Source organism: Helicobacter pylori NQ4053, assembly GCF_000274605.1.
GTDB lineage: Bacteria > Campylobacterota > Campylobacteria > Campylobacterales > Helicobacteraceae > Helicobacter > Helicobacter pylori_CV.
On the sequence record NZ_AKNV01000002.1, the window covers coordinates 182,266 to 206,018 of the forward strand.

21 protein-coding genes and 3 pseudogenes are annotated in these 23,753 nt (G+C 40.4%); 17 read left to right on the forward strand and 7 right to left on the reverse strand.

The features are described from left to right. Window positions 1-65 precede the first annotated feature (65 nt). A complete protein-coding gene (gene flgL / locus AYS37_RS01810) occupies window positions 66-2,552 on the reverse strand; it encodes a flagellar hook-associated protein FlgL (protein ID WP_001266635.1) in 2,487 nt (828 codons plus the stop codon). A gap of 232 nt (window positions 2,553-2,784) precedes the next feature. Between flgL and rplU the strand changes: the two genes are divergently transcribed. From rplU to AYS37_RS01885, 15 genes are all read left to right on the forward strand, one after another. Next, the gene (gene rplU / locus AYS37_RS01815) at window positions 2,785-3,099 is read left to right on the forward strand and encodes a 50S ribosomal protein L21 (protein ID WP_000119313.1); all 315 of its coding nucleotides are present in this window, start codon (window positions 2,785-2,787) and stop codon (window positions 3,097-3,099) included. 13 nt (window positions 3,100-3,112) lie between these two features. Next, window positions 3,113-3,379: a 50S ribosomal protein L27 gene (rpmA, locus tag AYS37_RS01820; RefSeq protein ID WP_000940618.1), complete on the forward strand. Its 267-nt coding sequence runs from the start codon at window positions 3,113-3,115 to the stop codon at window positions 3,377-3,379. A gap of 116 nt (window positions 3,380-3,495) precedes the next feature. Beyond that, on the forward strand, window positions 3,496-5,145 hold the full coding sequence (locus AYS37_RS01825) for an ABC transporter substrate-binding protein (RefSeq protein ID WP_001066807.1): 1,650 nt from the start codon (window positions 3,496-3,498) through the stop codon (window positions 5,143-5,145). Window positions 5,146-5,155: 10 nt separating this feature from the next. Then, window positions 5,156-6,160, forward strand: a complete 1,005-nt coding sequence (locus AYS37_RS01830; protein WP_000947969.1) for an ABC transporter permease — start codon at window positions 5,156-5,158, stop codon at window positions 6,158-6,160. Next, complete coding sequence (locus tag AYS37_RS01835) at window positions 6,160-7,017, forward strand: ABC transporter permease (protein ID WP_000443357.1); 858 nt, start codon at window positions 6,160-6,162, stop codon at window positions 7,015-7,017. Before AYS37_RS01830 ends, AYS37_RS01835 begins: the two co-directional genes overlap by 1 nt. A gap of 11 nt (window positions 7,018-7,028) precedes the next feature. Then, on the forward strand, window positions 7,029-7,892 hold the full coding sequence (locus AYS37_RS01840) for an ABC transporter ATP-binding protein (protein ID WP_000599847.1): 864 nt from the start codon (window positions 7,029-7,031) through the stop codon (window positions 7,890-7,892). Then, a complete protein-coding gene (locus AYS37_RS01845; protein ID WP_000770466.1) occupies window positions 7,889-8,695 on the forward strand; it encodes an ABC transporter ATP-binding protein in 807 nt (268 codons plus the stop codon). Before AYS37_RS01840 ends, AYS37_RS01845 begins: the two co-directional genes overlap by 4 nt. Window positions 8,696-8,713: 18 nt before the next feature. Further along, window positions 8,714-9,796 carry a GTPase ObgE gene (gene obgE, locus AYS37_RS01850; protein WP_000497171.1) on the forward strand — a complete coding sequence of 361 codons (1,083 nt, stop codon included), beginning with the start codon at window positions 8,714-8,716 and terminating at the stop codon, window positions 9,794-9,796. Between the two features lie 36 nt (window positions 9,797-9,832). Then, window positions 9,833-10,828, forward strand: coding sequence for an alginate lyase family protein (locus AYS37_RS01855; protein WP_000819999.1), 996 nt, complete (start codon window positions 9,833-9,835; stop codon window positions 10,826-10,828). Between the two features lie 239 nt (window positions 10,829-11,067). Further along, a complete protein-coding gene (locus tag AYS37_RS01860) occupies window positions 11,068-11,622 on the forward strand; it encodes a YceI family protein (protein WP_000738933.1) in 555 nt (184 codons plus the stop codon). A gap of 9 nt (window positions 11,623-11,631) precedes the next feature. Continuing rightward, the gene (gene hemL / locus AYS37_RS01865; protein ID WP_000421506.1) at window positions 11,632-12,924 is read left to right on the forward strand and encodes a glutamate-1-semialdehyde 2,1-aminomutase; all 1,293 of its coding nucleotides are present in this window, start codon (window positions 11,632-11,634) and stop codon (window positions 12,922-12,924) included. A gap of 4 nt (window positions 12,925-12,928) precedes the next feature. Continuing rightward, window positions 12,929-13,192 (forward strand): AtpZ/AtpI family protein, encoded by a 264-nt coding sequence (locus tag AYS37_RS01870; RefSeq protein WP_000743087.1) that lies wholly within the window; start codon window positions 12,929-12,931, stop codon window positions 13,190-13,192. A gap of 15 nt (window positions 13,193-13,207) precedes the next feature. After that, on the forward strand, window positions 13,208-13,609 hold the full coding sequence (locus AYS37_RS01875; protein ID WP_000336463.1) for a hypothetical protein: 402 nt from the start codon (window positions 13,208-13,210) through the stop codon (window positions 13,607-13,609). 83 nt (window positions 13,610-13,692) lie between these two features. After that, window positions 13,693-14,571, forward strand: a complete 879-nt coding sequence (locus tag AYS37_RS01880) for a carbon-nitrogen hydrolase family protein (protein WP_000850720.1) — start codon at window positions 13,693-13,695, stop codon at window positions 14,569-14,571. A gap of 12 nt (window positions 14,572-14,583) precedes the next feature. Then, the gene (locus tag AYS37_RS01885; RefSeq protein WP_001040401.1) at window positions 14,584-15,465 is read left to right on the forward strand and encodes a polysaccharide deacetylase family protein; all 882 of its coding nucleotides are present in this window, start codon (window positions 14,584-14,586) and stop codon (window positions 15,463-15,465) included. Window positions 15,466-15,518: 53 nt separating this feature from the next. On the opposite strand, the gene AYS37_RS01890 is transcribed toward AYS37_RS01885, so the two are convergent. Both AYS37_RS01890 and AYS37_RS01895 read right to left on the reverse strand, forming a co-directional pair. Further along, the gene (locus tag AYS37_RS01890) at window positions 15,519-16,211 is read right to left on the reverse strand and encodes a hypothetical protein (RefSeq protein ID WP_000534807.1); all 693 of its coding nucleotides are present in this window, start codon (window positions 16,209-16,211) and stop codon (window positions 15,519-15,521) included. Between the two features lies 1 nt (window position 16,212). Beyond that, window positions 16,213-17,331, reverse strand: coding sequence for a DNA-methyltransferase (locus AYS37_RS01895; RefSeq protein WP_001154487.1), 1,119 nt, complete (start codon window positions 17,329-17,331; stop codon window positions 16,213-16,215). A 94-nt stretch (window positions 17,332-17,425) separates the two neighbouring features. Here AYS37_RS01895 and AYS37_RS01900 point away from each other — a divergent pair, with 94 nt between their 5' ends. Beyond that, window positions 17,426-17,812 (forward strand): hypothetical protein, encoded by a 387-nt coding sequence (locus tag AYS37_RS01900; RefSeq protein ID WP_000337898.1) that lies wholly within the window; start codon window positions 17,426-17,428, stop codon window positions 17,810-17,812. Next, the gene (locus tag AYS37_RS01905; RefSeq protein ID WP_001124322.1) at window positions 17,812-18,777 is read left to right on the forward strand and encodes a CobW family GTP-binding protein; all 966 of its coding nucleotides are present in this window, start codon (window positions 17,812-17,814) and stop codon (window positions 18,775-18,777) included. The genes AYS37_RS01900 and AYS37_RS01905 overlap by 1 nt, the downstream gene beginning before the upstream one ends. Before the next feature lie 5 nt (window positions 18,778-18,782). Here AYS37_RS01905 and AYS37_RS01910 read toward each other — a convergent pair whose 3' ends face one another. From AYS37_RS01910 to babA, 4 genes and pseudogenes are all read right to left on the reverse strand, one after another. After that, window positions 18,783-19,928 (reverse strand): YbfB/YjiJ family MFS transporter, encoded by a 1,146-nt coding sequence (locus AYS37_RS01910; RefSeq protein ID WP_001263561.1) that lies wholly within the window; start codon window positions 19,926-19,928, stop codon window positions 18,783-18,785. 431 nt (window positions 19,929-20,359) lie between these two features. Then, window positions 20,360-20,512 (reverse strand): annotated as a pseudogene (locus AYS37_RS08715) (HP0894 family type II toxin-antitoxin system mRNA interferase toxin); the annotation flags it as partial. After that, window positions 20,499-20,865, reverse strand: a pseudogene (locus AYS37_RS01920) (type II toxin-antitoxin system HP0895 family antitoxin). The pseudogenes AYS37_RS01920 and AYS37_RS08715, both read right to left, overlap by 14 nt. Window positions 20,866-21,547: 682 nt before the next feature. Further along, window positions 21,548-23,730: pseudogene (gene babA / locus AYS37_RS08470) on the reverse strand (Hop family adhesin BabA). Window positions 23,731-23,753: the final 23 nt, after the last annotated feature.

Sequence of the window (23,753 nt, forward strand, 5' to 3'; positions counted from 1 at the left end):
GGGCTTCATAGAAGCTTAAAGCATTTTAATATCTCTTTTTAGAACGCTTAAAAACCACCAAAAGACTACAAATATTTCGTTAAAGACAAATTATTGATTTTGTTCGTGGAAGCCAGAACGGCGTTATAGTTGTTAGTGAGATTGGAAAATTTATTGTAAGTTTCTGCCATATCCGTGCCGGTCGTTTCCCCACGAATGCTTTGAACTTGCGTTTTTAAAACTTCATTACGCCTGATAATGTTCTCAAACGCCTTACCATGAGAGCCGTTTTTAGCGATCATTTTTTCTATGTGATCGCTCAAGTGATCTATAAGGGTGATGCCGTTTTGAATGCCTAAATTACGCATGTCGCTAGAATAAGTATCCCCTAAAGCGTCCGGGCGATAAATCCCTTTTCTCACAGAAGTGATGGTACTTTCTAATTGATCAAAAAAATTCACGCTGGGCTTGTCAATAATCAGAGCGTTATTAGCGTTTAATTTAAGGCTTGGTTTGTCGCTGTGCAAGGCGTTTTGAGAAAAATCATTCGCGTCTTTATCAAAAAGCATGAACTGCATTTTGGTGTTTGAATGCATGTTGTCTTGGATAATGACTTTTCCCTCTTCATTCAAATTAACAGAAAGGTTGTCTTTAGCTTGTTTTAACAATCCAATAAATCGCTCCTTGCTTTCTTTTGAAGTGGGGTTATCGCTGATTTGTTGGTAGATTGCAGGGTCAGTATTGCTGTAATTGAGCGCGATACTCATCGCATCCATGAGCTGCCTGTAAGTGACTTCATTGGGTTTAGACGCTTGAATGTTAGCGGTTGTGGGGTCATAAAGCGGGATTTTAACGCCATTAGGCAAACTCAAAAAAGCCCCATTATTATCCAAATTTATTTGCGCTTCCAAAAATAAGCCATTCACATCGTTTAATTTCATGTTAAAAACGCTATTTTCCAAACTCCCCTTAGAGACTTCACTCAGTTTAGTAGAGCCATTAGCTGCGCCATTTTGAGCGATTTGAGCGACATTGCTTTCTAATTTCGCCCCTTCTTTATTGAAATAGGTTTTTTGGTATTCGCTCGCATTATTAGTAGGGATACCGGCCACTTCTAGCCCTTTTTGATCCAGGGTGCTTAAAGCCAAAGAAATAGGCGATTCTTTAGAAGAATTGTCAATAATCCTCAAACGCCCGTTCGTTTCAATTTCCACATCCACTTCATTATTGAAGCGTTCTTTAATCGCGTCTTTCAAATCTTTAATCGTAGAGTTTTTCACATCTAAAAGAATGGGAATATCCAAATCAATAGGGAGGTTTGGGATTTGAAGAGCGCTTTCATCGCCCAAACGGCTGGCGTTGATTTTTAAAGTTTCCACCTTATCGCCAAAAATCTCGCTCAATTTGGTGTTTTTGTTGGCTAAAACATTATCTTTAGTGACAAACACGCTAGGGATTTCAAGCACCTTGGGATTATACATGTTAGGCACCGCTTTAACTTGGCTCAAACTCCTATCCGTTACAAACGCGCTTTTGACGTATTCAGTAACCCTTTTGCCGCTCGAACGCAAGGCGTCTAAATCATCAAAATCCCCATCGCTAGAAATCAAATGAAAATCCAAATTTTCACTGCCGGGGGTTAGGTTTTTGATCTCAATTTGCCCCCAATTGTTCAAACTCACATCCACGACTTTATTTTGTGAAGTGTTCCCGTAAGCATGACCGATTTTATCCAACAAATCGCTCACTTTAGAGGCACTCTCTTTGTTTTGGTAGGCTTTAGAGAGCGCGAATTTTTCTTTAAAACTAGAGCCATCAGGCCTAACGCCTTGCAAATAAAAAAACTCTTTAGGGTCATTAGTGGGGTCTTTGTCGTTATCGCCGATGAGTTCTCGCAAGGTATCGCTAGGTTTAATAAAAACTTCCTCAGGCAATGAAGAATGCTCTAAAGCGTCCATCACATCAGGGTGGAGCTTGTTTTGATTGAATAATTTAATGTTGGTGGTAATGAGTTTGTGTTTGTCTTTATCGGTGCCCAAAAACAAATCTTGCCCGCTGATATTATAAGGCACAAGGTTATCAGAGCTAATAAGCGCGTTTAAATCTTCGCCATTGCCATGGTATTTCCCCTCGCTATCAATGGGAGGTCTATCCACCTTACTGCCCCCAAATAAAAATTCCCCCCCTATAGAAGTGTTAGCAACATTTATCATATGCTCCCTCAAGCGTTCTAAATCGTTAGCGATAGCGGCGCAAGAAGTTTCTGAATGCACATCGTTAGCGGATTGGATGAGTTTGGTTTTAAACGCCTCCATCGTTTTAGAAAATTCTTGCAAGGCTTTGTCGGTATTGAGCGTTGAAGTGTAAGCGTTTTGAGCCACATCAATGCCTTGATCCAAGGTGTTTTCTTCGTATTGGAATTTTAAATTCTGGTTGTTAATGTCGCTGTTTTGATAACCATAACGGATTTTTAGCCCTGAAGCGATCTGCGTGTTAGCGTCGTTGATTTTATTTTGTAAAGCGTTTTGATAGTTATTCATTTGGTTGTATTTTGAGCCAAAGGTAACGCGCATGATCAAATCCTTATTGGTTTTTTAACAAACAAGCTAAAAGTATTCCAAAACAAGTTAATAACAATTGTGAGTGGGGCAATGCGGGGTAATAATGGCGGGTTAAATGGGGTGTTTTTGAGTAAAAAAATTCTTTTAATGTGAATTTAATCTAAATTTAAAGTTAAATTTTAGCAAATACTCACTATAATAAGCGTTTATTTTAAAAAGAGCGTTCAATTTTTAAGGAATAGAAATGTCATACGCAATATTCAAGCATGGCGGTAAGCAATATAAAGTCGTTGAAGGCGATATTGTTTTACTAGATAAAATAAATAAAGAGCCTAAGGCTTTAGTGGAATTAGTGGAAGTGTTAGCCGTATCCAAAGAGGGCAAACTCTCTTGCGGGAAACCCTTTGTGAATGGGGCTAAAATTGAAGCGGAAGTGATCAATGAAGGGCGCGGCAAAAAAGTCATCACTTTCAAAAAACGCCGCCGAAAAGACAGCAAAACCAAGCGTGGTTTTAGAAGAGATTTCACTCGTGTGAGAATCACTAAAATTGTAGCATAAGGAGTATTAAACAATGGCACACAAGAAAGGTCAAGGGAGCACGCAGAATAACAGAGATTCTGCAGGAAGACGCTTAGGCGTGAAAAAATTTGGCTCAGAATTTGTGAGAGCAGGGAATATTATCGTGCGCCAAAGAGGCACTAAAATGCACCCCGGTAATAATGTAGGCATGGGGAAAGACCATACCTTATACGCGCTCATAGATGGCGTTGTGAAGTTTGAGCATAAAGACAGAAACCGCAAAAAAGTTTCTGTGGTTAGTCAAAATTTTGGGGAGTAGGGTAACCTTTAAAGGTCAATTAAACCTTTAGGTGTTCGTTAAACGCCTATAAACGCAATAAAATATTTATAATTTAGATCTCTATCCTTTATAGAATTTGTTGTGGAGATTGGCTTATGAATAATGTTTTTGTTAAGGGTTTGTTTTTTTTTCTTTTATTGTTTGGGTCTTTTTTGAAAGCTTCAGAAAGCCCAAACGCTACTCTTAATCCATCTAAAGAAAATATTTCTGTTGAAGAGCAAAAGCGTTTTGGAGGCGTTTTGGTTTTTGCAAGAGGTGCTGATGGCTCGAGCATGGATCCGGCCTTAGTGACTGATGGCGAAAGCTATGTGGCAACAGGCAATATTTATGACACACTCGTGCAATTCAAATACGGCACCACAGAAATTGAACCCGCCTTAGCGACAAGCTGGGACATATCCCCAGATGGTCTTGTATATACCTTTCATTTACGCAAAGGGGTTTATTTCCACCAGACGAAGTATTGGAATAAAAAAGTGGAGTTTAGCGCTAAAGACGTGCTGTTTTCGTTTGAGCGCCAAATGGATAAGGCTAAACGATACTATAGCCCGGGGGCTAAAAGCTATAAGTATTGGGAAGGCATGGGCATGTCTCATATTATCAAGAGCATTGAAGCTTTAGATGATTACACGATTAAATTCACGCTTAATGGGCCAGAAGCCCCTTTCTTAGCGAATTTAGGCATGGACTTTTTGAGCATTTTGAGTAAGGATTATGCTGATTATTTAGAACAAAATAATAAAAAAGACGAGTTGGCTAAAAAACCTGTTGGGACAGGGCCTTTCAAATTCTTTTTATGGAATAAAGATGAGAAAATCATTCTTTTAAAAAATCAGGATTATTGGGGGCCTAAAGCTTATTTGGATAAGGTGGTGGTGCGCACCATTCCTAATTCTTCCACTCGTGCTTTAGCGTTAAGAACCGGTGAAATCATGCTAATGACCGGGCCTAATCTCAATGAAGTGGAGCAGTTAGAAAAACTTCCTAATGTCGTGGTGGATAAAAGCCCTGGGTTGATCGCTAATTGGCTTTCATTGAACACGCAAAAAAAGTATTTTAACAACCCTTTGGTGCGTTTGGCTATCAATCATGCGATTAATGTGGATGATTACATTAAGGTGATTTATGAAGGCTTTGCCCAAAAAATGGTCAATCCTTTCCCGCCCACCATATGGGGTTATAACTACAACATCAAACCCTATGAATACGATTTGAAAAAGGCTAAGGAGTTGTTGAAACAAGCGGGGTATCCTAACGGCTTTAAAACCACCATTTTTACCACTGCCACTCGTAACCCAAAAGGAGCGGTGTTCATACAAGCAAGCCTGGCTAAAATTGGAATTGATGTGAAAATTGAAGTGTATGAGTGGGGGGCTTATTTGAAAAGAACGGGATTAGGCGAACATGAAATGGCGTTTGCAGGCTGGATGGCAGACATTGCGGATCCGGATAATTTCTTATACACCTTATGGAGCAAGCAAGCCGCCTCAGCCATACCCACTCAAAATGGTTCTTTTTATAAGAGCGACGCCTTTTCCGATCTGCTCATAAAGGCTAAACGGGTTTCGGATCAAAAGGAGAGAGAAGCCCTTTATTTAAAGGCTCAAGAAATTATCCATAAAGATGCGCCCTATGTGCCTTTAGCCTATCCTTATTCAGTGGTGCCGCACTTGTCTAAAGTCAAAGGCTATAAGACGACCGGAGTGAGCGTGAATCGCTTCTTTAAGGTGTATTTAGAAAAATGAAAGGGGTTGCATGCTGAGTTTTATCATTAAGCGTATTTTGTGGGCGATCCCCACGCTGTTTGGAGTGAGCATTATCGTGTTTATGATGGTGCATTTAATGCCAGGAGATCCGGCGTTAGTGATTTTAGGCGAAAAGGCCAATCAAGCCGCTATTGACGCTTTAAGGGAACAATTTGGTTTGAATAAGCCTTTGATAGAGCAGTATTTTTTCTTTATCAATAATGTGTTGCATGGCAATTTTGGCACTTCTATCATGACTGGTGAGCCTGTGATGCATGAGTTTTGGCAACGCTTCCCGGCTACGGTGGAATTGGCTTTGATCGCTCTGTTTATGGCTCTTGTTTTGGGTATTAGCGTTGGCGTGTTAGCTGCAATCAAACGCTATAGCGTGTTTGATTATTCTAGCATGACTTTCGCTTTAGCCGGGATTTCTATGCCCGTGTTTTGGCTAGGGCTTATGCTGATTTATATTTTTAGCGTGCAATTGGGGTGGTTGCCTGTTTTTGGGCGTTTGAGCGATGTGTATTATTTAGATGGCCCCACAGGTCTTTATTTGATAGACAGCCTGATCGCAAGGGATTATGGGGCGTTTGTGGATACGATCAAGCACTTGATTTTGCCTAGCATTGTGTTAGCCACGGTTTCTACCGCTGTTATTGCCAGGATGACTCGCGCGAGCATGGCAGAAGTGTCTAAAGAAGATTATGTGCGCACCGCTAAAGCTAAGGGGTGCAGCTCCTTTAGGGTGATTTTTGTGCACACTTTGCGTAACGCTTTAATCCCTGTAACGACTATCGCAGGCTTGATGCTGGCTGGGCTTTTAGGGGGAAGCATGATAACTGAAACGGTTTTCTCATGGCCTGGGATTGGTAAGTGGATCGTTAATGCGCTCAACCAGCGCGATTTCCCGATTATCCAGTCCATGTCTTTGATTATTGCCATGATGTATATTGGGGCTAATCTCTTAGTGGATATTTTATACGCTTTTATTGATCCTAGAATAAGGTTGTCATAATGGAGTCTTTTAGAGAATTTATCCAACAATTCAAAAAAAATAAGGCGGCGGTCGTTGGGGCATGGATTGTGCTTTTATTGGTAATTTGCGCGATTTTTGCACCCCTTTTAGCCCCGCATGATCCTTATGTCCAAAACGCGCAAGATCGCCTTTTAAAGCCTATATGGGAGCATGGGGGGAATGCTAAATACCTTTTAGGCACCGATGATTTGGGGCGCGATATTTTGAGCCGCTTGATCTATGGGGCTAGGATTTCTTTAACCATAGGGATTGTTTCTATGGGGATTGCGGTCTTTTTTGGCACGATACTAGGGCTGATAGCGGGGTATTTTGGGGGGAAAACAGATGCAATTATCATGCGTATCATGGACATCATGTTCGCTTTGCCCTCTATTTTATTGATCGTGATTGTGGTCGCTGTGTTAGGGCCTTCACTCACTAACGCCATGCTTGCTATTGGGTTTGTGGGGATTCCTGGGTTTGCAAGATTGGTGCGCAGTTCTGTGCTAGGCGAAAAAGAAAAAGAATACGTGATCGCTTCTAAAATCAATGGCTCTTCGCATCTTCGTTTAATGTGTAAGGTGATCTTCCCTAATTGCATTATCCCTTTGATCGTGCAAACGACAATGGGTTTTGCTTCCACGGTTTTAGAAGCGGCCGCGCTGAGCTTCTTAGGTCTTGGGGCCCAACCTCCCAAACCTGAATGGGGAGCGATGCTGATGAACTCCATGCAATACATCGCTACCGCTCCTTGGATGCTTGTTTTCCCTGGGGTGATGATTTTTTTAACGGTTATGAGTTTTAATCTGGTAGGCGATGGCATCATGGACGCTTTAGATCCTAAACGCGCCTCTTAAAAGGAGCTTGCATGATTTTAGAAGTTAAAGATTTAAAAACTTATTTTTTCACCGATAAGGGCGTGAATAAAGCGGTGGATGGCGTGAGTTTTGGCCTGAAAAAGTCTCAAACGCTCTGTATTGTAGGGGAGAGCGGGAGCGGGAAAAGCATCACTTCGCTTTCTATTTTGGGGTTGATTGAAAAGCCCGGGAAAATTGTAGGGGGAAGCATTCAATTTTTAGGGCAGGATTTGTTGCAGCTCAAAGAAAAGCAAATACAAAAAGAAATCAGAGGTAAAAAAATTGGCATGATCTTTCAAGAGCCTATGACAAGCCTAAACCCTTCCTACACGGTGGGGTTTCAAATCAATGAAGTGTTGAAAATCCACCACCCAAGCCTTAATAAAAAAGAACGCTTAGAAAGGGTGGTCTATGAGTTAGAGCGCGTAGGCATTCCCCATGCTGGGGATAAATACCACGAATACCCTTTCAATCTCAGCGGGGGGCAGCGCCAAAGGGTGATGATCGCTATGGCTATGGTGTGTGAGCCTGAAATCTTGATCGCTGATGAGCCGACGACAGCGTTAGATGTAACCATTCAAGCGCAGATTTTAGAATTGATGAAGGAATTGCAACAAAAAAAAGGCACTTCTATTTTGTTTATCACCCACGATTTAGGCGTGGTGGCGCAAATCGCTGATGAAGTGGTGGTGATGTATAAAGGGCATGTGGTGGAGCAAGCGAGCGCGAAAGAGCTTTTCGCTGATCCAAGACACCCTTATACCAAAGCTCTTTTGAGCGCGATTCCTAAACCGGGCAAAGAATACCGCAAAAAACGCTTAGAAACCGTGGATGAAAATATAGATTATTTGAGTTTTCCAAAGGAGTTACGATGAAGCTCTTAGAAATTAAAGAATTGAAAAAATCCTATGCGATAGACAGGGGGTTATTCAAGCCTAAAAGAGTGATTCATGCACTCAACGGGATCAGTTTTGAAGTGGAACAAAATGAAGTTTTAAGCATTGTGGGGGAGAGCGGTTGCGGGAAAAGCACGACAGCCAAAATTTTAGCCGGGATTGAAAGGCAAGATAGCGGGGCGATTTATTTCAATGGTAAGCGCCATTTGCATTTTAGCAAACAGGATTGGTTTGATTACCGCAAAAAGGTGCAAATGATTTTTCAAGACCCTTATTCTAGCCTGAATCCAAGGTGGAAAGTGGGCGAGATTATCGCTGAACCCTTGCTGTTAAATTCTCATTTTTCAAAAAAAGAAATCAAAGCCAAAGTGCTAGAGATCATGCAAAAAGTGGGCTTGAAATTAGAATGGATCGATCGTTACCCCCACCAATTTTCAGGCGGTCAAAGGCAGCGAATCGGCATTGCTAGGGCGCTCATTTTGCATCCTAGCGTGGTGATTTGCGATGAGCCTGTGTCTGCGCTAGACGTGTCCATTCAAGCGCAAGTGTTGAATTTGCTCTTGGATTTGCAAAAAGAAATGGGGCTGACTTATATTTTTATCAGCCATGATTTAGGGGTGGTGGAGCATATTAGCGATAAAATCATCGTGATGAATCAGGGGCAAATCGTAGAAACGGGGGATGTGGATAGCGTGATAAGCGCTCCAAAGCACCCTTATACGCAGAAATTACTCAATGCGGTGCCGCATTTGGAAAAATCCATGCAAAGATTTGCTGAATAAAAGAAAGGGTATTAAGCTGTGTTTGTAGATAGCGTGGAAATTATCATCGCTTCGGGTAAGGGGGGGCCTGGAATGGTGAGTTTTAGGCGAGAAAAATTTGTTATCAAGGGAGGCCCTGATGGAGGCGATGGAGGCGATGGAGGCGATGTGTATTTTGAAGTGGATAACAATACCGATACTTTAGCGGGTTTTAGAGGCACCAAACACCATAAGGCTAAAAACGGGGCTCCAGGAGGCACACGGAATTGTGCAGGCAAAAAGGGCGAAGACAAAATTATTGTCGTGCCGCCAGGAACGCAGGTTTTTGCAGATGACAAGTTGTGGCTTGATTTGATCACGCCTAAAGAAAGGGTGTTAGCCTTAAAAGGAGGCAAGGGGGGGTTAGGGAATGCACATTTTAAAAGCGCGACTAAACAACAACCCACTTATGCGCAAAAAGGCTTAGAGGGGGTTGAAAAATGCGTGCGTTTGGAATTAAAGCTCATCGCTGATATAGGGTTGGTGGGCTTCCCTAATGCGGGTAAATCCACGCTCATTTCCACCATCTCTAACGCTAAGCCTAAAATCGCTAATTATGAATTTACGACTCTAGTGCCTAATTTAGGGGTTGTGAGCGTAGATGAGAAAAGCGGATTTCTAATGGCTGATATTCCTGGCATTATTGAAGGGGCTAGTCAGGGAAAAGGCTTAGGGATTAGCTTTTTAAAGCATATTGAACGCACCAAAGTTCTAGCCTTTGTTTTAGACGCTTCCAGGCTGGATTTGGGTATTAAAGAGCAATACCAACGCTTGAGGTTGGAGTTGGAAAAATTTTCACCCGCTTTGGCTAATAAGCCTTTTGGGGTGTTGCTCAATAAATGCGATGTTGTAGAAAACATTGATAAGATGGCTAAGGATTTTTGCGCCTTTTTAAACTTAGAAGCGCAAAAATTAGAGGCGTTTGATTTAGAGCCGTATTTAGGGTTTTTGCACCCCAATTTAACCAGCGATTTTGAAAATAACCCTAATGAAAAATCAGCGCTCTTTGTCTTGCCCCTTTCAGCAATTAGTGCTCTTAATACGCATGCGCTTAAATTTGTGTTGTTAAAAGCGTTACCCTAAAACGCTATTTTTAAACCATTAAAATAAAGGCGTGGAATGAAAAGATTTGTTTTGTTTTTATCACTCATGGGTGTTTGTGTTTGCGTTCAAGCTTACGCCGATCAAGATTACTTTTTTAGGGATTTTAAATCTAGAGATTTGCCCCAAAAACTCCATCTTGATAAAAAGCTCTCCCAAACAATACAGCCATGCGCGCAACTTAACGCATCAAAACACTACACTTCTACCGGGGTTAGAGAGCCTGATTCTTGCACAAAGAGTTTTAAAAAATCCGCTCTCATGTCTTATGACTTAGCGCTAGGCTATTTAGTGAGCCAAAACAAACCATACGGCTTAAAAGCTATAGAAATTTTAAACGCTTGGGCTAAAGAGCTTCAAAGCGTGGATACTTATCAAAGCGAGGACAATATCAATTTTTACATGCCTTATATGAACATGGCTTATTGGTTTGTCAAAAAGGCGTTTCCTAGCCCAGAATACGAAGACTTCGTTAAGCGGATGCGTCAGTATTCTCAATCGGCTCTTAACACTAACCATGGGGCGTGGGGCATTCTTTTTGATGTGAGCTCTGCGCTAGCGTTAGACGATCATACCCTTTTGCAAAATAGCGCTAATCGGTGGCAGGAGTGGGTGTTTAAAGCCATAGATGAGAATGGGGTTATTGCTAGCGCGATCACTAGGAGCGATACGAGCGATTATCATGGCGGCCCTACAAAGGGCATTAAGGGGATAGCTTATACCAATTTCGCGCTTCTTGCGCTAACCATATCAGGCGAATTGCTTTTTGAGAACGGGTATGATTTGTGGGGTAGTGGAGCCGGGCAAAGGCTCTCTGTGGCGTATAACAAAGCCGCAACATGGATTCTAAACCCTGAAACTTTCCCCTATTTCCAGCCTAATCTCATTGGGGTGCATAATAACGCCTATTTCATTATTTTAGCCAAACATTATTCCAGCCCTAGCGCGGATGAGCTTTTAGAGCAAGGCGATTTGCATGAAGATGGCTTCAGGCTGAAACTCCGATCGCCATGAATTGTTTTGTATTCAAGATGATAGCGATAGCCATGCGCTTTAATCTTTTTTATGAATGGTTCAGAAAGTTTGTTTCAGTCAGCATTATTTACAAAAAGAGTTTAAAATAAACGCAATTGTATCTTTAAGTCGTATTTAGAGTGCAAATGATTATCAAAATGAATCGTTTTAGTTGTAAGCGTGCTTGTTTACACTAAAATAATAGGCGTTATTGATAAGACCACATTAAAGGATAATGAATGAAAAAAATGGTTTTGGTATCGGTTTTACTAGCAGGGTTTTTGCAAGCGGTGAATTTGGATTTATCTTCGGCTAAGCTAACATGGACAGCCTTTAAATCTAAGGCTAAAACACCAGTAAATGGGAGTTTTGAAAGCATCACCTATAAATTGGGTAAATCTCAAGATAGTTTAAAAACCCTTTTAGAGGGAGCGAGTGCGAGCATGGATAGCTTGAAAGTCAATTTAGGCGATGAATTGAAAAATAAAAATGTCAAAGAAGCTTTTTTCGCTCTTTTTAAAAACACTAACATCAAAGTAACTTTTAGAAATGTGATAGAAGGCGATCATGCAGGTTCTCTTACGGCTTATGTGAGGATGAATGAAAAGCTGGTGAAAGTGCCTATGCAATACACGATTGCTGATGATAAGCTCGTGGTTAAAGGGGTTTTGGATTTATTGAATTTTGGCTTGAAAAACGAATTAGCGAGCTTGGCTAAACGATGCGAAAGTTTTCATGAGGGCTTGACTTGGTCGCAAGTGGAAATCCAATTTGAAAGCATGATTAAGGGATAATGTAAAATCATGGAGTTGTTGCACAGCATTAATGATTTTAATGAAGCCAAGCAGGTGATCGCTGGGGGGGTCAATTCACCTGTGAGGGCGTTTAAGAGCGTTAAAGGCACTCCCCCCTTTATTTTAAAGGGTAAGGGGGCGTATCTTTATGATGTGGATAACAACCATTATATAGATTTTGTGCAAAGTTGGGGGCCTTTGATTTTTGGGCATGCTGATGAAGAGATTGAAAAAAATATTATTAATGCATTAAAAAAAGGCACTTCTTTTGGCGCTCCCACAGAATTAGAAACCACTTTAGCTAAGGAAATCATTTCTTGTTATGAAGGCTTAGATAAGGTGCGTTTAGTGAATAGCGGCACAGAAGCGACCATGAGCGCGATACGACTCGCTAGAGCTTATAGCCAAAAAGACGATTTGATCAAGTTTGAAGGGTGTTATCATGGGCATAGCGACTCCTTATTGGTGAAAGCGGGTAGCGGGTGCGCTACTTTTGGATCTCCTTCTTCTTTAGGCGTGCCGAACGATTTTAGCAAACACACTCTAGTGGCCCGTTATAACGATTTAAACTCCACAGAAGAATGTTTTAAAAAAGGCGATGTGGGTTGCGTCATCATTGAACCCATTGCCGGGAATATGGGGTTAGTGCCGGCTCAAAAAGAGTTTTTATTGGGCTTAAAGGCTTTGTGTGAAAAATACCAAGCGGTGCTGATTTTAGATGAAGTGATGAGCGGGTTTAGAGCGAGTTTGAGCGGTTCGCAAGAATTTTATGGCGTTGTGCCGGATTTGGTAACCTTTGGTAAGGTGATAGGTGCGGGGCTTCCTTTGGCGTGTTTTGGAGGGCGTGCAGAAATTATGGACTTGCTTTCGCCCATTGGAAGCGTGTATCAAGCAGGCACTTTGAGCGGTAACCCCCTAGCGGTGTGCGCAGGGTTGAGTGCGCTTTATAAAATCAAAAGAGACAAAACCCTTTATACCCGCTTGAACGCTTTAGCCGTTCGTTTGACTCAAGGTTTAAAAAAGAGCGCTCAAAGCTATAATATCGCTTTAGAGACGCTCAACAGAGGGAGCATGTTTGGCTTTTTCTTTAACGAAAATGCGGTGCGTGATTTTGATGACGCTTTAAAAAGCGATATAGAAATGTTTGCAAAATTCCATCAAAAAATGCTTTTTAAGGGCGTGTATTTGGCATGTTCAAGCTTTGAAACCGGCTTTATTTGTGAGCCTATGACTGAAGAGATGATTGATTTTACGATCGCAAAAGCCGATGAAAGTTTTGATGAAATCATAAAGGGCGTGTGAATTTTTGAAAAAGCCAAAGTATTATAAATTCATAGAGGGGGCGAATTATTTGAGCTTAGGGCTGTCTATGGTGGTAGCGATCCTTATGGGCGTGGCTATAGGCTATGGGCTTAAAAAGCTCACTCACATTTCGTGGCTTTTTTGGCTTGGGGTTATTTGGGGCGTGTTAGCGAGCTTTCTCAATGTCTATAAGGCTTATAAAAACATGCAAAAAGACTATGAAGAACTAGCCAAAGATCCCAAATACACACAAAATAAAACAAAATAAATCCAATCAAATCCCATGTGCCAAATCCAATGCTTGCTTATTTTACTTTTTATCAATATAGTTAGCGCGATTATCGTTTATTTTTTCCAAGCGTTTCAAGGGGTTTTGAATTTTGAAGGGGGGTTTTTAGGGTTTTTTATCGTGGCGTTGTCTTCGTATCATGGCGTTAAAAAGCGTTTGGATTTAAGGAAACAAAATGGAGAAAAAGAAGAAAAGCAAAAATTCCAAAAATTTGCTCTGGGTTTGGAAATGTCTTTCAATGTGTGGCGTTTAGGGGGGTATGGGGTTTTATTAGGCATTTTAGGAGTGCTTTTATTCTTGCATCTTTTTAACGGGTTAATCTTTCTTATTGGCGTGTTTGTGAGCTCGCTCTCTAGCGCGTTATTACGATTTTTGAATAATAATGGTAAGTTTTGACACAAACTCACATGGATTTTAACCCATTTAATCCTCTTTTAATTTTTAATCCTATACAATAAAAACAAAAATGGGAGTGGATCTTGAAAACAAAAAATCCCGCCAAAAGAATCCTAAAAACCGCTGTGATTCAAATGCAATCCAAACCCTACGCCTTAAATGAAAACCTGCAATTAGCGCTCAACCTAGCCAAAGAAGCCCACAATAAAGGTGCGAATCTCATTGTTTTACCGGAATTGTTTGATAGCGGTTATTGCGTGAATGATAAGGATGCGGATTTTGGGATAAATCTTAAAGCGATAGAGCATGGCGAGCTAAAAAGCGAGACTTTGAGAGCGTTAAGCGATTTTGCAAAGTCTAATAAAGTGTATCTAGTAGCGTGTAGCATTGAAAAAACAAATAAAAAACTTTACGACAGCGCTTATATCATTCCACCAAAAGGCGGGATCGTTGGCAAGCATCGTAAAATCTATTTGTGGGGCGATGAAAAATCGCGCTTCAAAAGGGGTAAAAAATACGAGGTTTTTACGCTGGATTTTGGGGATTTTAGCGCGAAAGTGGGTTTGCAAATTTGCTATGAAATCGGCTTTGGCGTGGGCGCGAATCTGTTAGCGTTACAAGGGGCAGAGGTTTTAATCTATCCTAGCGCGTTTGGTAAAGCTAGGGCTTATAATTGGGATTTATTGAGCAAAGCTAGAGCGTTAGAAAATGGCTGTTTTGTGTGCGCGTGCAATCATAGTGGGGAAGAAACTAACGCCCAATTAAAACAAACGCTAGAATTTGCCGGTGATTCAAGAATCATTGCGCCCAATGGGAAAATCATCGCGCAAGCCACCAAGCTTAATGAAGTCATTATCGCTGAAATGGATTTGAACGAAGTGGCACTGCAACGCCAAAAAATCCCCTATTTACAAGATTTTGACACCAAACTCACCAAAAAGGGGTTTGGAAAACTCACTTAAAAAGGAGCGATTATGGCAAAAGAAATTTTAGTGGCTTATGGCGTGGATATTGATGCGGTGGCTGGTTGGCTGGGGAGCTATGGTGGGGAGGATTCGCCTGATGATATTTCGCGCGGGCTTTTTGCTGGGGAAGTGGGGATCCCACGGCTTTTGAAATTGTTTAAAAAATACCATCTCCCGGCGACTTGGTTTGCGCCGGGGCATTCTATTGAAACTTTTCCAGAGCAAATGAAAATGATCGTGGATGCAGGGCATGAAGTGGGTGCACATGGGTATTCGCATGAAAACCCTATCGCTATGACGGCCAAGCAAGAAGAAGATGTTTTGTTAAAAAGCGTTGAGTTGATTAAAGATCTCACCGGCAAAGCCCCCACAGGCTATGTGGCACCGTGGTGGGAGTTTTCTAATATCACTAATGAATTGCTTTTAAAACACGGCTTCAAATACGACCACTCGCTCATGCACAATGATTTCACGCCCTATTATGTGCGCGTGGGGGATAGTTGGAGCAAGATTGATTATAGTTTGGAAGCCAAGGATTGGATGAAGCCTTTAATCCGTGGGGTGGAAACCGATCTGGTGGAAATCCCTGCGAACTGGTATTTGGACGATTTACCGCCGATGATGTTTATCAAAAAATCCCCCAATAGTTTTGGTTTTGTAAGCCCACGCGATATAGGGCAAATGTGGATCGATCAATTTGATTGGGTTTATCGTGAGATGGATTATGCGGTGTTTAGCATGACAATCCACCCTGATGTGAGCGCCCGCCCGCAAGTGTTGCTCATGCATGAAAAAATCATTGAGCATATCAACAAGCACGAGGGCGTGCGTTGGGTAACATTCAATGAAATCGCTGACGATTTCTTAAAACGAAACCCCAGAAAAAAATAGCGGTTGAGATCGCATCTAAGTTGGTGTGGATTTAGTGGGATTCACACTAACTGCTACAAATAAACTTTCAATTCATTCTCCATTAGTTTGATTGTTTTATTGAGAATTTGTTCATCTAAAGGTTTGAAATTTTTGTGTATGGGTTGGTTTATGTCTCTTTCGCCTTTGAGTAAGGTTACTATATTTAGATTCACGCTTTCAAAGTAGCTCATTATAGAATGCGTGGGTTTTGATCCCAATAGGGTTTCTGGCAAAGCTGAATAATCCCCTCCTAATTGACTTTCTAGCTGAAATAAATAACAAGATATATTTGGATATAAAGTTTTAAGGAGATGAAAATCTACTAGTATTCGCTTTAGCATAGCATTTTCCGTATAGGCTTTACACTCTATCCCCATAACCAATTGATTGTCCACAAATATATGTTTATCAACGCTCAATCCGTAATAATAATCTTTCTTACGCTCTAATATATATGCCCTTACTTGTTTGTTAACTATACTTTCTATATAGCTATCTTTGATAGGAATTTTTATTTTATTAGAATTTATTTCAAGCCTATTAGCTTTAGCGCCAATATTTTGCCATGCTATTTTTACAATCTCTTCGCTGATATTTTCTAGTAATTTGCCTTTAGCGCTTCTTATAACTCCGCCATATGCCCTGTCATCTTGATTTGAAGCATCTTCATCAATCACTTTAACCACGCTATTATAAGCTTGTATAATATCTTTTATAGAACCCACATTAAACCCCTGCGTTAAAGAGATTTGTTGTCTCTTTTAATCTCTCTTTTGCCACTTCACAATACTTTTCGCTAATGTCTATGCCTATGAATCTGCGTCCTAGTTGTTTGGCGACTTTTGTCGTTGTCCCTGCACCATTAAATGGGTCTAACACAATATCATTTTGATAGGAAAATAGCTTTAAACACCGCTTTACTAATTCTTCTGGGAACATTGCATCATGCCCGTATTGTTTCATGTTGCGTTCTGGAGCAAAGTTCCACTTTCCATAAACCCACTTTTTAAACTCATCATCGGTTATGTCAATGCTGTTTTTATCGCCCTCTTTTTTAAGGTTATTTTTGCAAAAAATTTCAATAAACTCCCACGAATATTTTAAATAGGGTGCAGCAGGGCTTTTCCAGCTTCCCCAAGTGCAGTATTTGCAGTTGTAGTTATTCTTTTCCCATAAAATCTCGCCTTTCCAAATAAGCCCTTCATCAATGAAAAATTTGCTGATAAAATGGTGTGTAGGGATATAATCGCTAAACATAGGTTGGATATTGACAATGATTCGTCCTCCGCTTTTTAATACACGAATACACTCTTTAAAAATGGCAAAAAGCGTGTTGAAATACTCTTGCCAAAGATTTGTATCCTGCGTTGCGTTGTAATTGATGCCAAAGTTGTAAGGTGGCGAAGTTAGCACTATATCTATGCAATTATTTGGGAGCTTTTTTAAAAACTCCAAGCTATCTTCGCAGTAAATTTGATTAAGACAGCTTTGAATCTCATTTGTCTCCTTGCTAAACTCTTTTTTGTAAGATTCGTAAGCCAATCTTGTCTTTGCGTTTTGCTTTTTGTTGGCGACTTTTTTGGCTTTGTTGAAGCTCTTAAACACGATTTTGCCATTTTGACTAGAAAATGAGCGAATTTTATACAACTCCTCTAATGTCTTTTGAACCAGCGTATTTTGTGTAGTAGATTCAAGCGTTTTTAAATCCACAATGTCAAAATTAAGCGTGATATTTGAAGGATTAACAATTGATTCAATACCGCAAGATTGTAACAATGAAAGCGCATCTGTTATCTCATCTGATGCATAAATATTTTCTAGCGTAAGAGTTCTATAATCCTGCATTAAATTTCCTACAATAAACAATTAAATAGCACTAGATTTATTCTTGTTTTTTTCAGTAAAATTGTAGCATGATTTAGGTTTAAAAGGTTGAAAGATGTGCGTTTTATGCGGGGAGCTTATCAGTTCTTTTCACTGGAGTGATGAAAATTATGGGACCAATGGGAGCGATAGTTATGAGATTGATGAAAATTTGAGAAAGCCAAATGCACTTATTAGCACCAATGAAAACGCCAGAGAACGCAAAAGAGCACGGCTCAAACGAGTAAGATTACTCAATCAAATCCTGGCGTTTTATGGGCTAAAAATTGATGATTGGCAAGGCGCGAAATTTGTGTTGCACGATAAAAAAGGGCAGAGCGTGATCGTGAATAATTTAGGCGATTTGTGGGATAAGGCGCAAAACTTAGCCAAAAAAGAGATGGACGCGCTAGATTCTCATCTGTTAGCGTTTTTAAATCAAAATGCAAACGCCATTCACTGATGCCCAAAATCCCTATCACGCTCATCACCGGTTTTTTAGGCAGCGGTAAAACGAGTTTTTTAAGCGAATATTTAAATCAAATAGATCACCAAGGCGTCGCTCTTATCATCAATGAAATCGGTCAAGCCGCTTTGGATCAGCGTATCTTAAGCGTTCAATATTGCGGTGAAAAAATGCTCTATCTTAACGCAGGGTGCGTGTGTTGCAACAAACGCTTAGATTTAGTGGAGTCTCTAAAAGCCACGCTCAACAACTATGAATGGCGCAGCGAAATTCTAAAGCGCATCATCATTGAAACCACCGGTTTAGCCAACCCGGCTCCGATTTTATGGACGATTTTGAGCGATGTTTTTTTAGGGGCGCATTTTGAAATTCAAAGCGTGGTGGCTTGCGTGGATGTTTTGAACGCTAAAACGCATTTAACAAACAACGAAGCTAAAGAGCAAATCGTTTTTGCTGATAGCGTTTTATTGACCAAAACGGATTTGCAAAACGACAGCACGGCTTTAACAAAACTAAAAGAGCGAATACAATCCCTTAACCCTAGCGCAGAAATTTTTGACAAGAAAAATATAGATTACGAAAGCTTTTTTTTACGCAACAATAGGGCGCGAAATTTTATGCCAAGAATACCAAAAGATTCGCACTCGCAAGGCTTTGAGACTTTAAGCGTTAGTTTTGAAGGGGCGATGGAGTGGAGCGCGTTTGGGATTTGGCTGAGTTTGTTGTTGCATCAATACGGCACACAGATTTTACGCATCAAGGGGATTATTGACATTGGAAGCGATCTTTTGGTGAGTATTAACGGCGTGATGCATGTCATTTACCCGCCTAAACATATTTTAAAGGATCAAAACGGCTCTAACCTTGTTTTTATCATGCGCCATTTAGAGCGTGAAAAAATCTTAAATTCCTTAAAGGGTTTTAAGGATTTTCTCGGCATCAAGGGTTTTGAAACCCCATAATTTTTCTATTTATTGGTAGCCGTTTGCATTTTGATAGGGAAAAGAACGATAAAGCTTAAAACCAAACACACCCCACAAATGACAAAAATCAAAACATAGCCCAAATCCCCTAAAAAGATCGTAAAAAGATACGAGAAAAGTGCTTGGAAAATGCCAAAAGAAAACACCACCCACGAAGACGCTTTAGCGAAATGCTTTGCGCCTGCAATTTTTAAAGCCATCATGCTGAATAAATTGATATTGGCGGTTGTGGCCGCTCCCATTATAAAGATGCTCAAATTGAGTAAAGAGATTTGGTGGAAAAAAATGGGCAAAAAGCATGCGATAGATTTTAAAATGAGGATAAAGATATTGGCGTTTTTAGCCCCTAGCTTTTGAGCCATGGGGCCACTGATCAAAGAGCCAAGCGTAGCACCAAAACCAAAAAACGCCCATGAAGTTCCAGCGATAGTGGGGGAGATATTTAAATGACGGATCAAATAATCCACCCAAAAAAGCGTGTGCGGTAAAAAACCAATCGCATTGAGCGCGCAAGAAATGAGCAATAACCACAAATGAAAGGGGATTTTAAACGCACTTTCTTCTTTTTTAACGGATCTTTTCCTTAAAGAACGGGTTTTTAACCCCACTAAGGAAAGGATAAAGGCTATCAAACAACTACCCCCTAAAAAAATCCATGCCCATTTGATATTATAAGAGCTGATCCAAGGCAGAACAAACCCGCTAAAGACAGATCCAATGCCTACAGCGCTAAAAATAAGCCCTCCCACTAAGGCTTTTTTATGTTCTTTGACATAGGGCAAAGAGAGAGGAGCGACTAAAATCATTAACGCGCTACTAGCCACACCGGCGATAAAACGCCAGATCCAAAGCCAAAAGAAAGGGATACTATCAAAATAACAGACTAAAAAACTCAAAGCGATCAAGAAAAAACTGATTTTAGCGATGCTTTCTAATGACATTAACGGGCTTAAAAATTGGATTAAAAAACTCCCAAAAACATAGCCCATCAACACCGCAATACCCAGTTGGAAGCTTTGGTGTGGGGTTAAACTCCCTGATAAAATGAGTAGGGGGATTAAAACCACATAGCCAAAACGAGCCAAGCCGTTAGACACAAAAACCCCTAAAAAGCAAACAAACACGCGCATTTTAATCCTTAACAAACGACAAATTATAAAAAAACAAGATCTTATATTATATTGAAACTTGTTAATTGATAGTGCATAATGGGATCGAGATGGGAATAAATTTTTAAGGAGCGTCCTTTTTATCAATACCCGTATTATTAAAGAGACCCCACGATTGAATGAAAAAGAGTTGGTTATTAGCGTTATAGAGCTTGTTTCAAAAGCACTTCATAAAAATAAGGCTTCTACTAGAATAAGGCTTCTTTGCGGTGGTTTTCATTGCTGAAACAGAGATTAATAACTATGGGCTAGGCTTGAGAAGGGCATCACTGAGAAAAAGTAGAGTTGAACGCTTAAGTTATTTTTTATAGCGGTTTAGAGTTAGCATGCGATTGTTGCGTTCTTTTTAAGCGTTATGGGTAGTTTATAAAACAGCTCGTTATGACTGCCTAACCTTTTAAAGCGTGATCTTTAAATGGTGGGGGTAGCGGTTCTTTTTTTCTTAAGGTTAGAATGACTTTGTTCAAAACGCTATCATCAAACCCATTCAAAAGTAATTTATCAAAATCTTTTTGAAAAGATTTTTTAAGATTAAGCTTCAACACCTAAAGCCCTTTTTCTTTCATCGCTGTAACTAGAAAAATCCTCAACAATCAAATCTGTCTCTTTGTTATATACATCTCTCATGGCTTGTTGCGTTTGAATGTTTGGGATCTTGCGCCCCAAACAACAATCTCTTTTATCATCAAAAGCTTGGCTGATTTTTTGCAAGAGTTCATTTAATGCGTCTATTTTATCCTTAAAGTTTTGATCCCTTTTTTCCAATTCTTTAGCCATTTTTCTTTAAAAGAAACTCTATCATTTTGCATCTTTTTGATTTTTGCTCTAATTGATGGATTAAATTAAAAAGCTGTTTTTCGCTGTATTGGGTGTAATCTTTGTTGGTGGTGTTTGGCATATTTATTCCTTTTAAAATATAAGATCAGTTCATTATAGCACAAGCGATAGAGTGGGATAAACTAGAAATCAAAACTTAAAGATTGAAAAGCGGATTGGGAAGTTAATGAAAAAATTAAAGATCAAAAGATTAAAAAGAAGCGGATTGAAAAATCAGTGAAAAGATTAAAAGATCTTTTAGTAAAAATTTTAAAAAGTTTAAAAGAATAAAAGTTCTGTGAGTGAAAAATAATCGTTTTAGATTTGATTTTATAATAAACTCATTTTATTGAGTTTTATTTTATTAAAGAGATAGGAAGCATTTGAAATCATTCTCCCCCTTTTAACCCTACTAAATCCCCCTAAAGAACGCTTTTTTAAAAACCTTAACTTAGCGTCAAGTTTTCTACTAAATAATCACTAAAAACGCTAAAAAGGATTTTTCATCAAAATCCCCAAAAAAACTCAAAGATTAAAAAGCGAAAGCAGTGGGGATCAGCAAAAAGAAAAAGATACAAACCCCCCCAAAAAAAAGAAAGTTTAAAAAAAGAAATCCCTTAAAAAAGAGAATTTAAAAAAGAAACCCATTAAAAAGAGAATTCAAAAACAAAGGCTTCAAAAAAATTAAACCCCTCCAAAACAAAGGGTTTAAAAAAGAAACCCCTTAAAAAAGGGAGTTTCACAAAGGGGTTTAATGCGAGCTTTTAGTAAGCGAACACGTAATTCAAATACACGCTATAGAGTCTGCGGTATTTGAGTTCGGCCCCCATGAAGGAATAGTAGTTCGTGTTAATGGTGGGGATTTTAAGCCCTAACTCAATCCCATGCTGAGCCACATGATCGCTGCCTTTTTTCTTAGATCTGGCTAAATTCATCCTCACTCCCATGTTGAATAAGATTTGGAAATTCGCCACATTCAGTTTAGCGTTATAGACATTATTCACGGTGGCTAAATTCACATACTCAGAATTAAGCCATGAAGTGCCGGCTAACGCAATGCCTCCAAAAAGCCCCACAGAAAGCTTGTTGTTTTTGCCTAAGAAATTGGTGGCTTTATCGTTGATGAAGTTATAGAGGGCGTCCGCTCCAAAGCCATAAGTCCACACATCAGAAGCTGAGTTGAAAAGCTGGATTTAATAAACGCATGGTTGTAATCAAAAAGCCGTAGTATCTTGCGCCCCACTTTCTTTTTTGGCCAAAAAATTGTTTGTAGCCCACTTGAATACCGATCCCATTCATCGCGCCGTTGTTGGTTTGAGAGCTGACGATGCCCACTTTCCTAAAGGGGTTACGCCCTAACTCTTGGTTGATGGTTTGGATTTGGTTGTAAGAATTTTGATTCAAGTAGTAGTTGGTTTCTATGCCTTGCGGGCTATAGGGGTTATTCTTTTTGCTCACCGCATTTTGCAAGCTTTGCGCGTTAGGGATGCTAGAGAGCGCAGTAGTGATGCTGTTATAGGTGTTGCCCAATTCGCTGTATCTGGATTTGAAATTCACCAAAGTGTCAGCGATGTTTTCGGCTTGCTGTATCTGCTGTTCTTGAGTGCCAAAATGAGCGATGCTGTTGGTTAAATTCGTTATGGTTTGTTCCACATAGGCGCAACCGGAAGCGAAAGTTTGAGTGGTAACTGTGCCAGGAGCTGAACCTTGTGTGCCACTAGTGCCAGCTGTTGAGGGGTTGTTGCATGTGGCTAAAAAGCCTGTAACAAAATTTTTAAAATTCCCGCTAAGATTTTCTGGGTTAATGGCTTGCCCCACTTGATGGGATAAATCAAGCATTTTGGCTTGCGCGCTAGCGTTAGCGAGCATGCCTTGCGCAAAGCTAGCGTCTGTGAAAGGGTTGAAAGGCTTGCCATTATTACCACCCACTTGAGCGGATTGTTCATTGCTGTTAATAACGCTCGTTTGATTGACAAGCTCTTGCGCGTCCGTGATCATCTTTTGGATCGCGCTGATCTCTTGTGAAAAAGCACCGCATATTTTCCCAGTAGTAGTAGAGAATTTTGGGGCATTAGCCTCATTACTATTATTAGCATGGAAATACGGGCATGCTTCGTTGATGGTGTTGATGAGCGTGCTCGCTTGCGCTAAGAGCGCTTGAGCGCTATCAGGCACACCCTCTAATTTGTTAGTGATTTCGGTGTAGGAGACATGTGATGTGTTACCACTCGCTGTGCTATCAACCACTTTTGAACTGATCGTGGTGGTTACGCTTTTGCCGTCTATGGTTTGGGTTTTAGTCGCGGTTCTGTTATTTTGTTGGTTCGCTCCTGTTGCTTCGGGACTGCAGTTGTTATTCCCCTCCCCTGAGCATGTGTAAGTATAGGTTACATCAACCTTTCCGTTGTTTCTTTGAGCGCTGGCAAGCCTTTTTTTAAAGCCGTTTGGAGGATTTGGTAGGCTTCGTTAAGTTTTTTGAAATTCTCAATGCTCATAGGACCGTAGTATCCAGGCGTATACCCGTTCAAAGAACAGGTGATGGAAGTGGATCGATACCCTGGCTCGTTGTTGAAGATGGTGGTTGAAGAGGTGCTTTTTGACCATTGGCGTTACCCCCGCATTGCGTCACATAGCCTAAGACATTCCAAAACCCTACCGCCGCATTGATCGCTAAAAGCACGGCTTGATACGCCGGGGAGTTGGTTTTATCGCCGATCAAATTCTTCGCGCTCGCGCCCAGATTTTCACGCGCCGCATTGATCGCGCTCGGATCAGAGGCCAATTGGATGAAGGTGTTTAATTTGCTGTATCTGGTTAAAAGCTTGCTCAAGTTTTCATAGTTGTCTGAAAGCTGTTGGATGCCTTTGGTGTTTGACACCATTTGAGCGGCTTCACCGATTTGATAGCCTGCGCTCATGTAAAAGCCGTCGTCTTCAGCGTGGAGCAAAAACGAGAGAGAGAGAGAGAAAA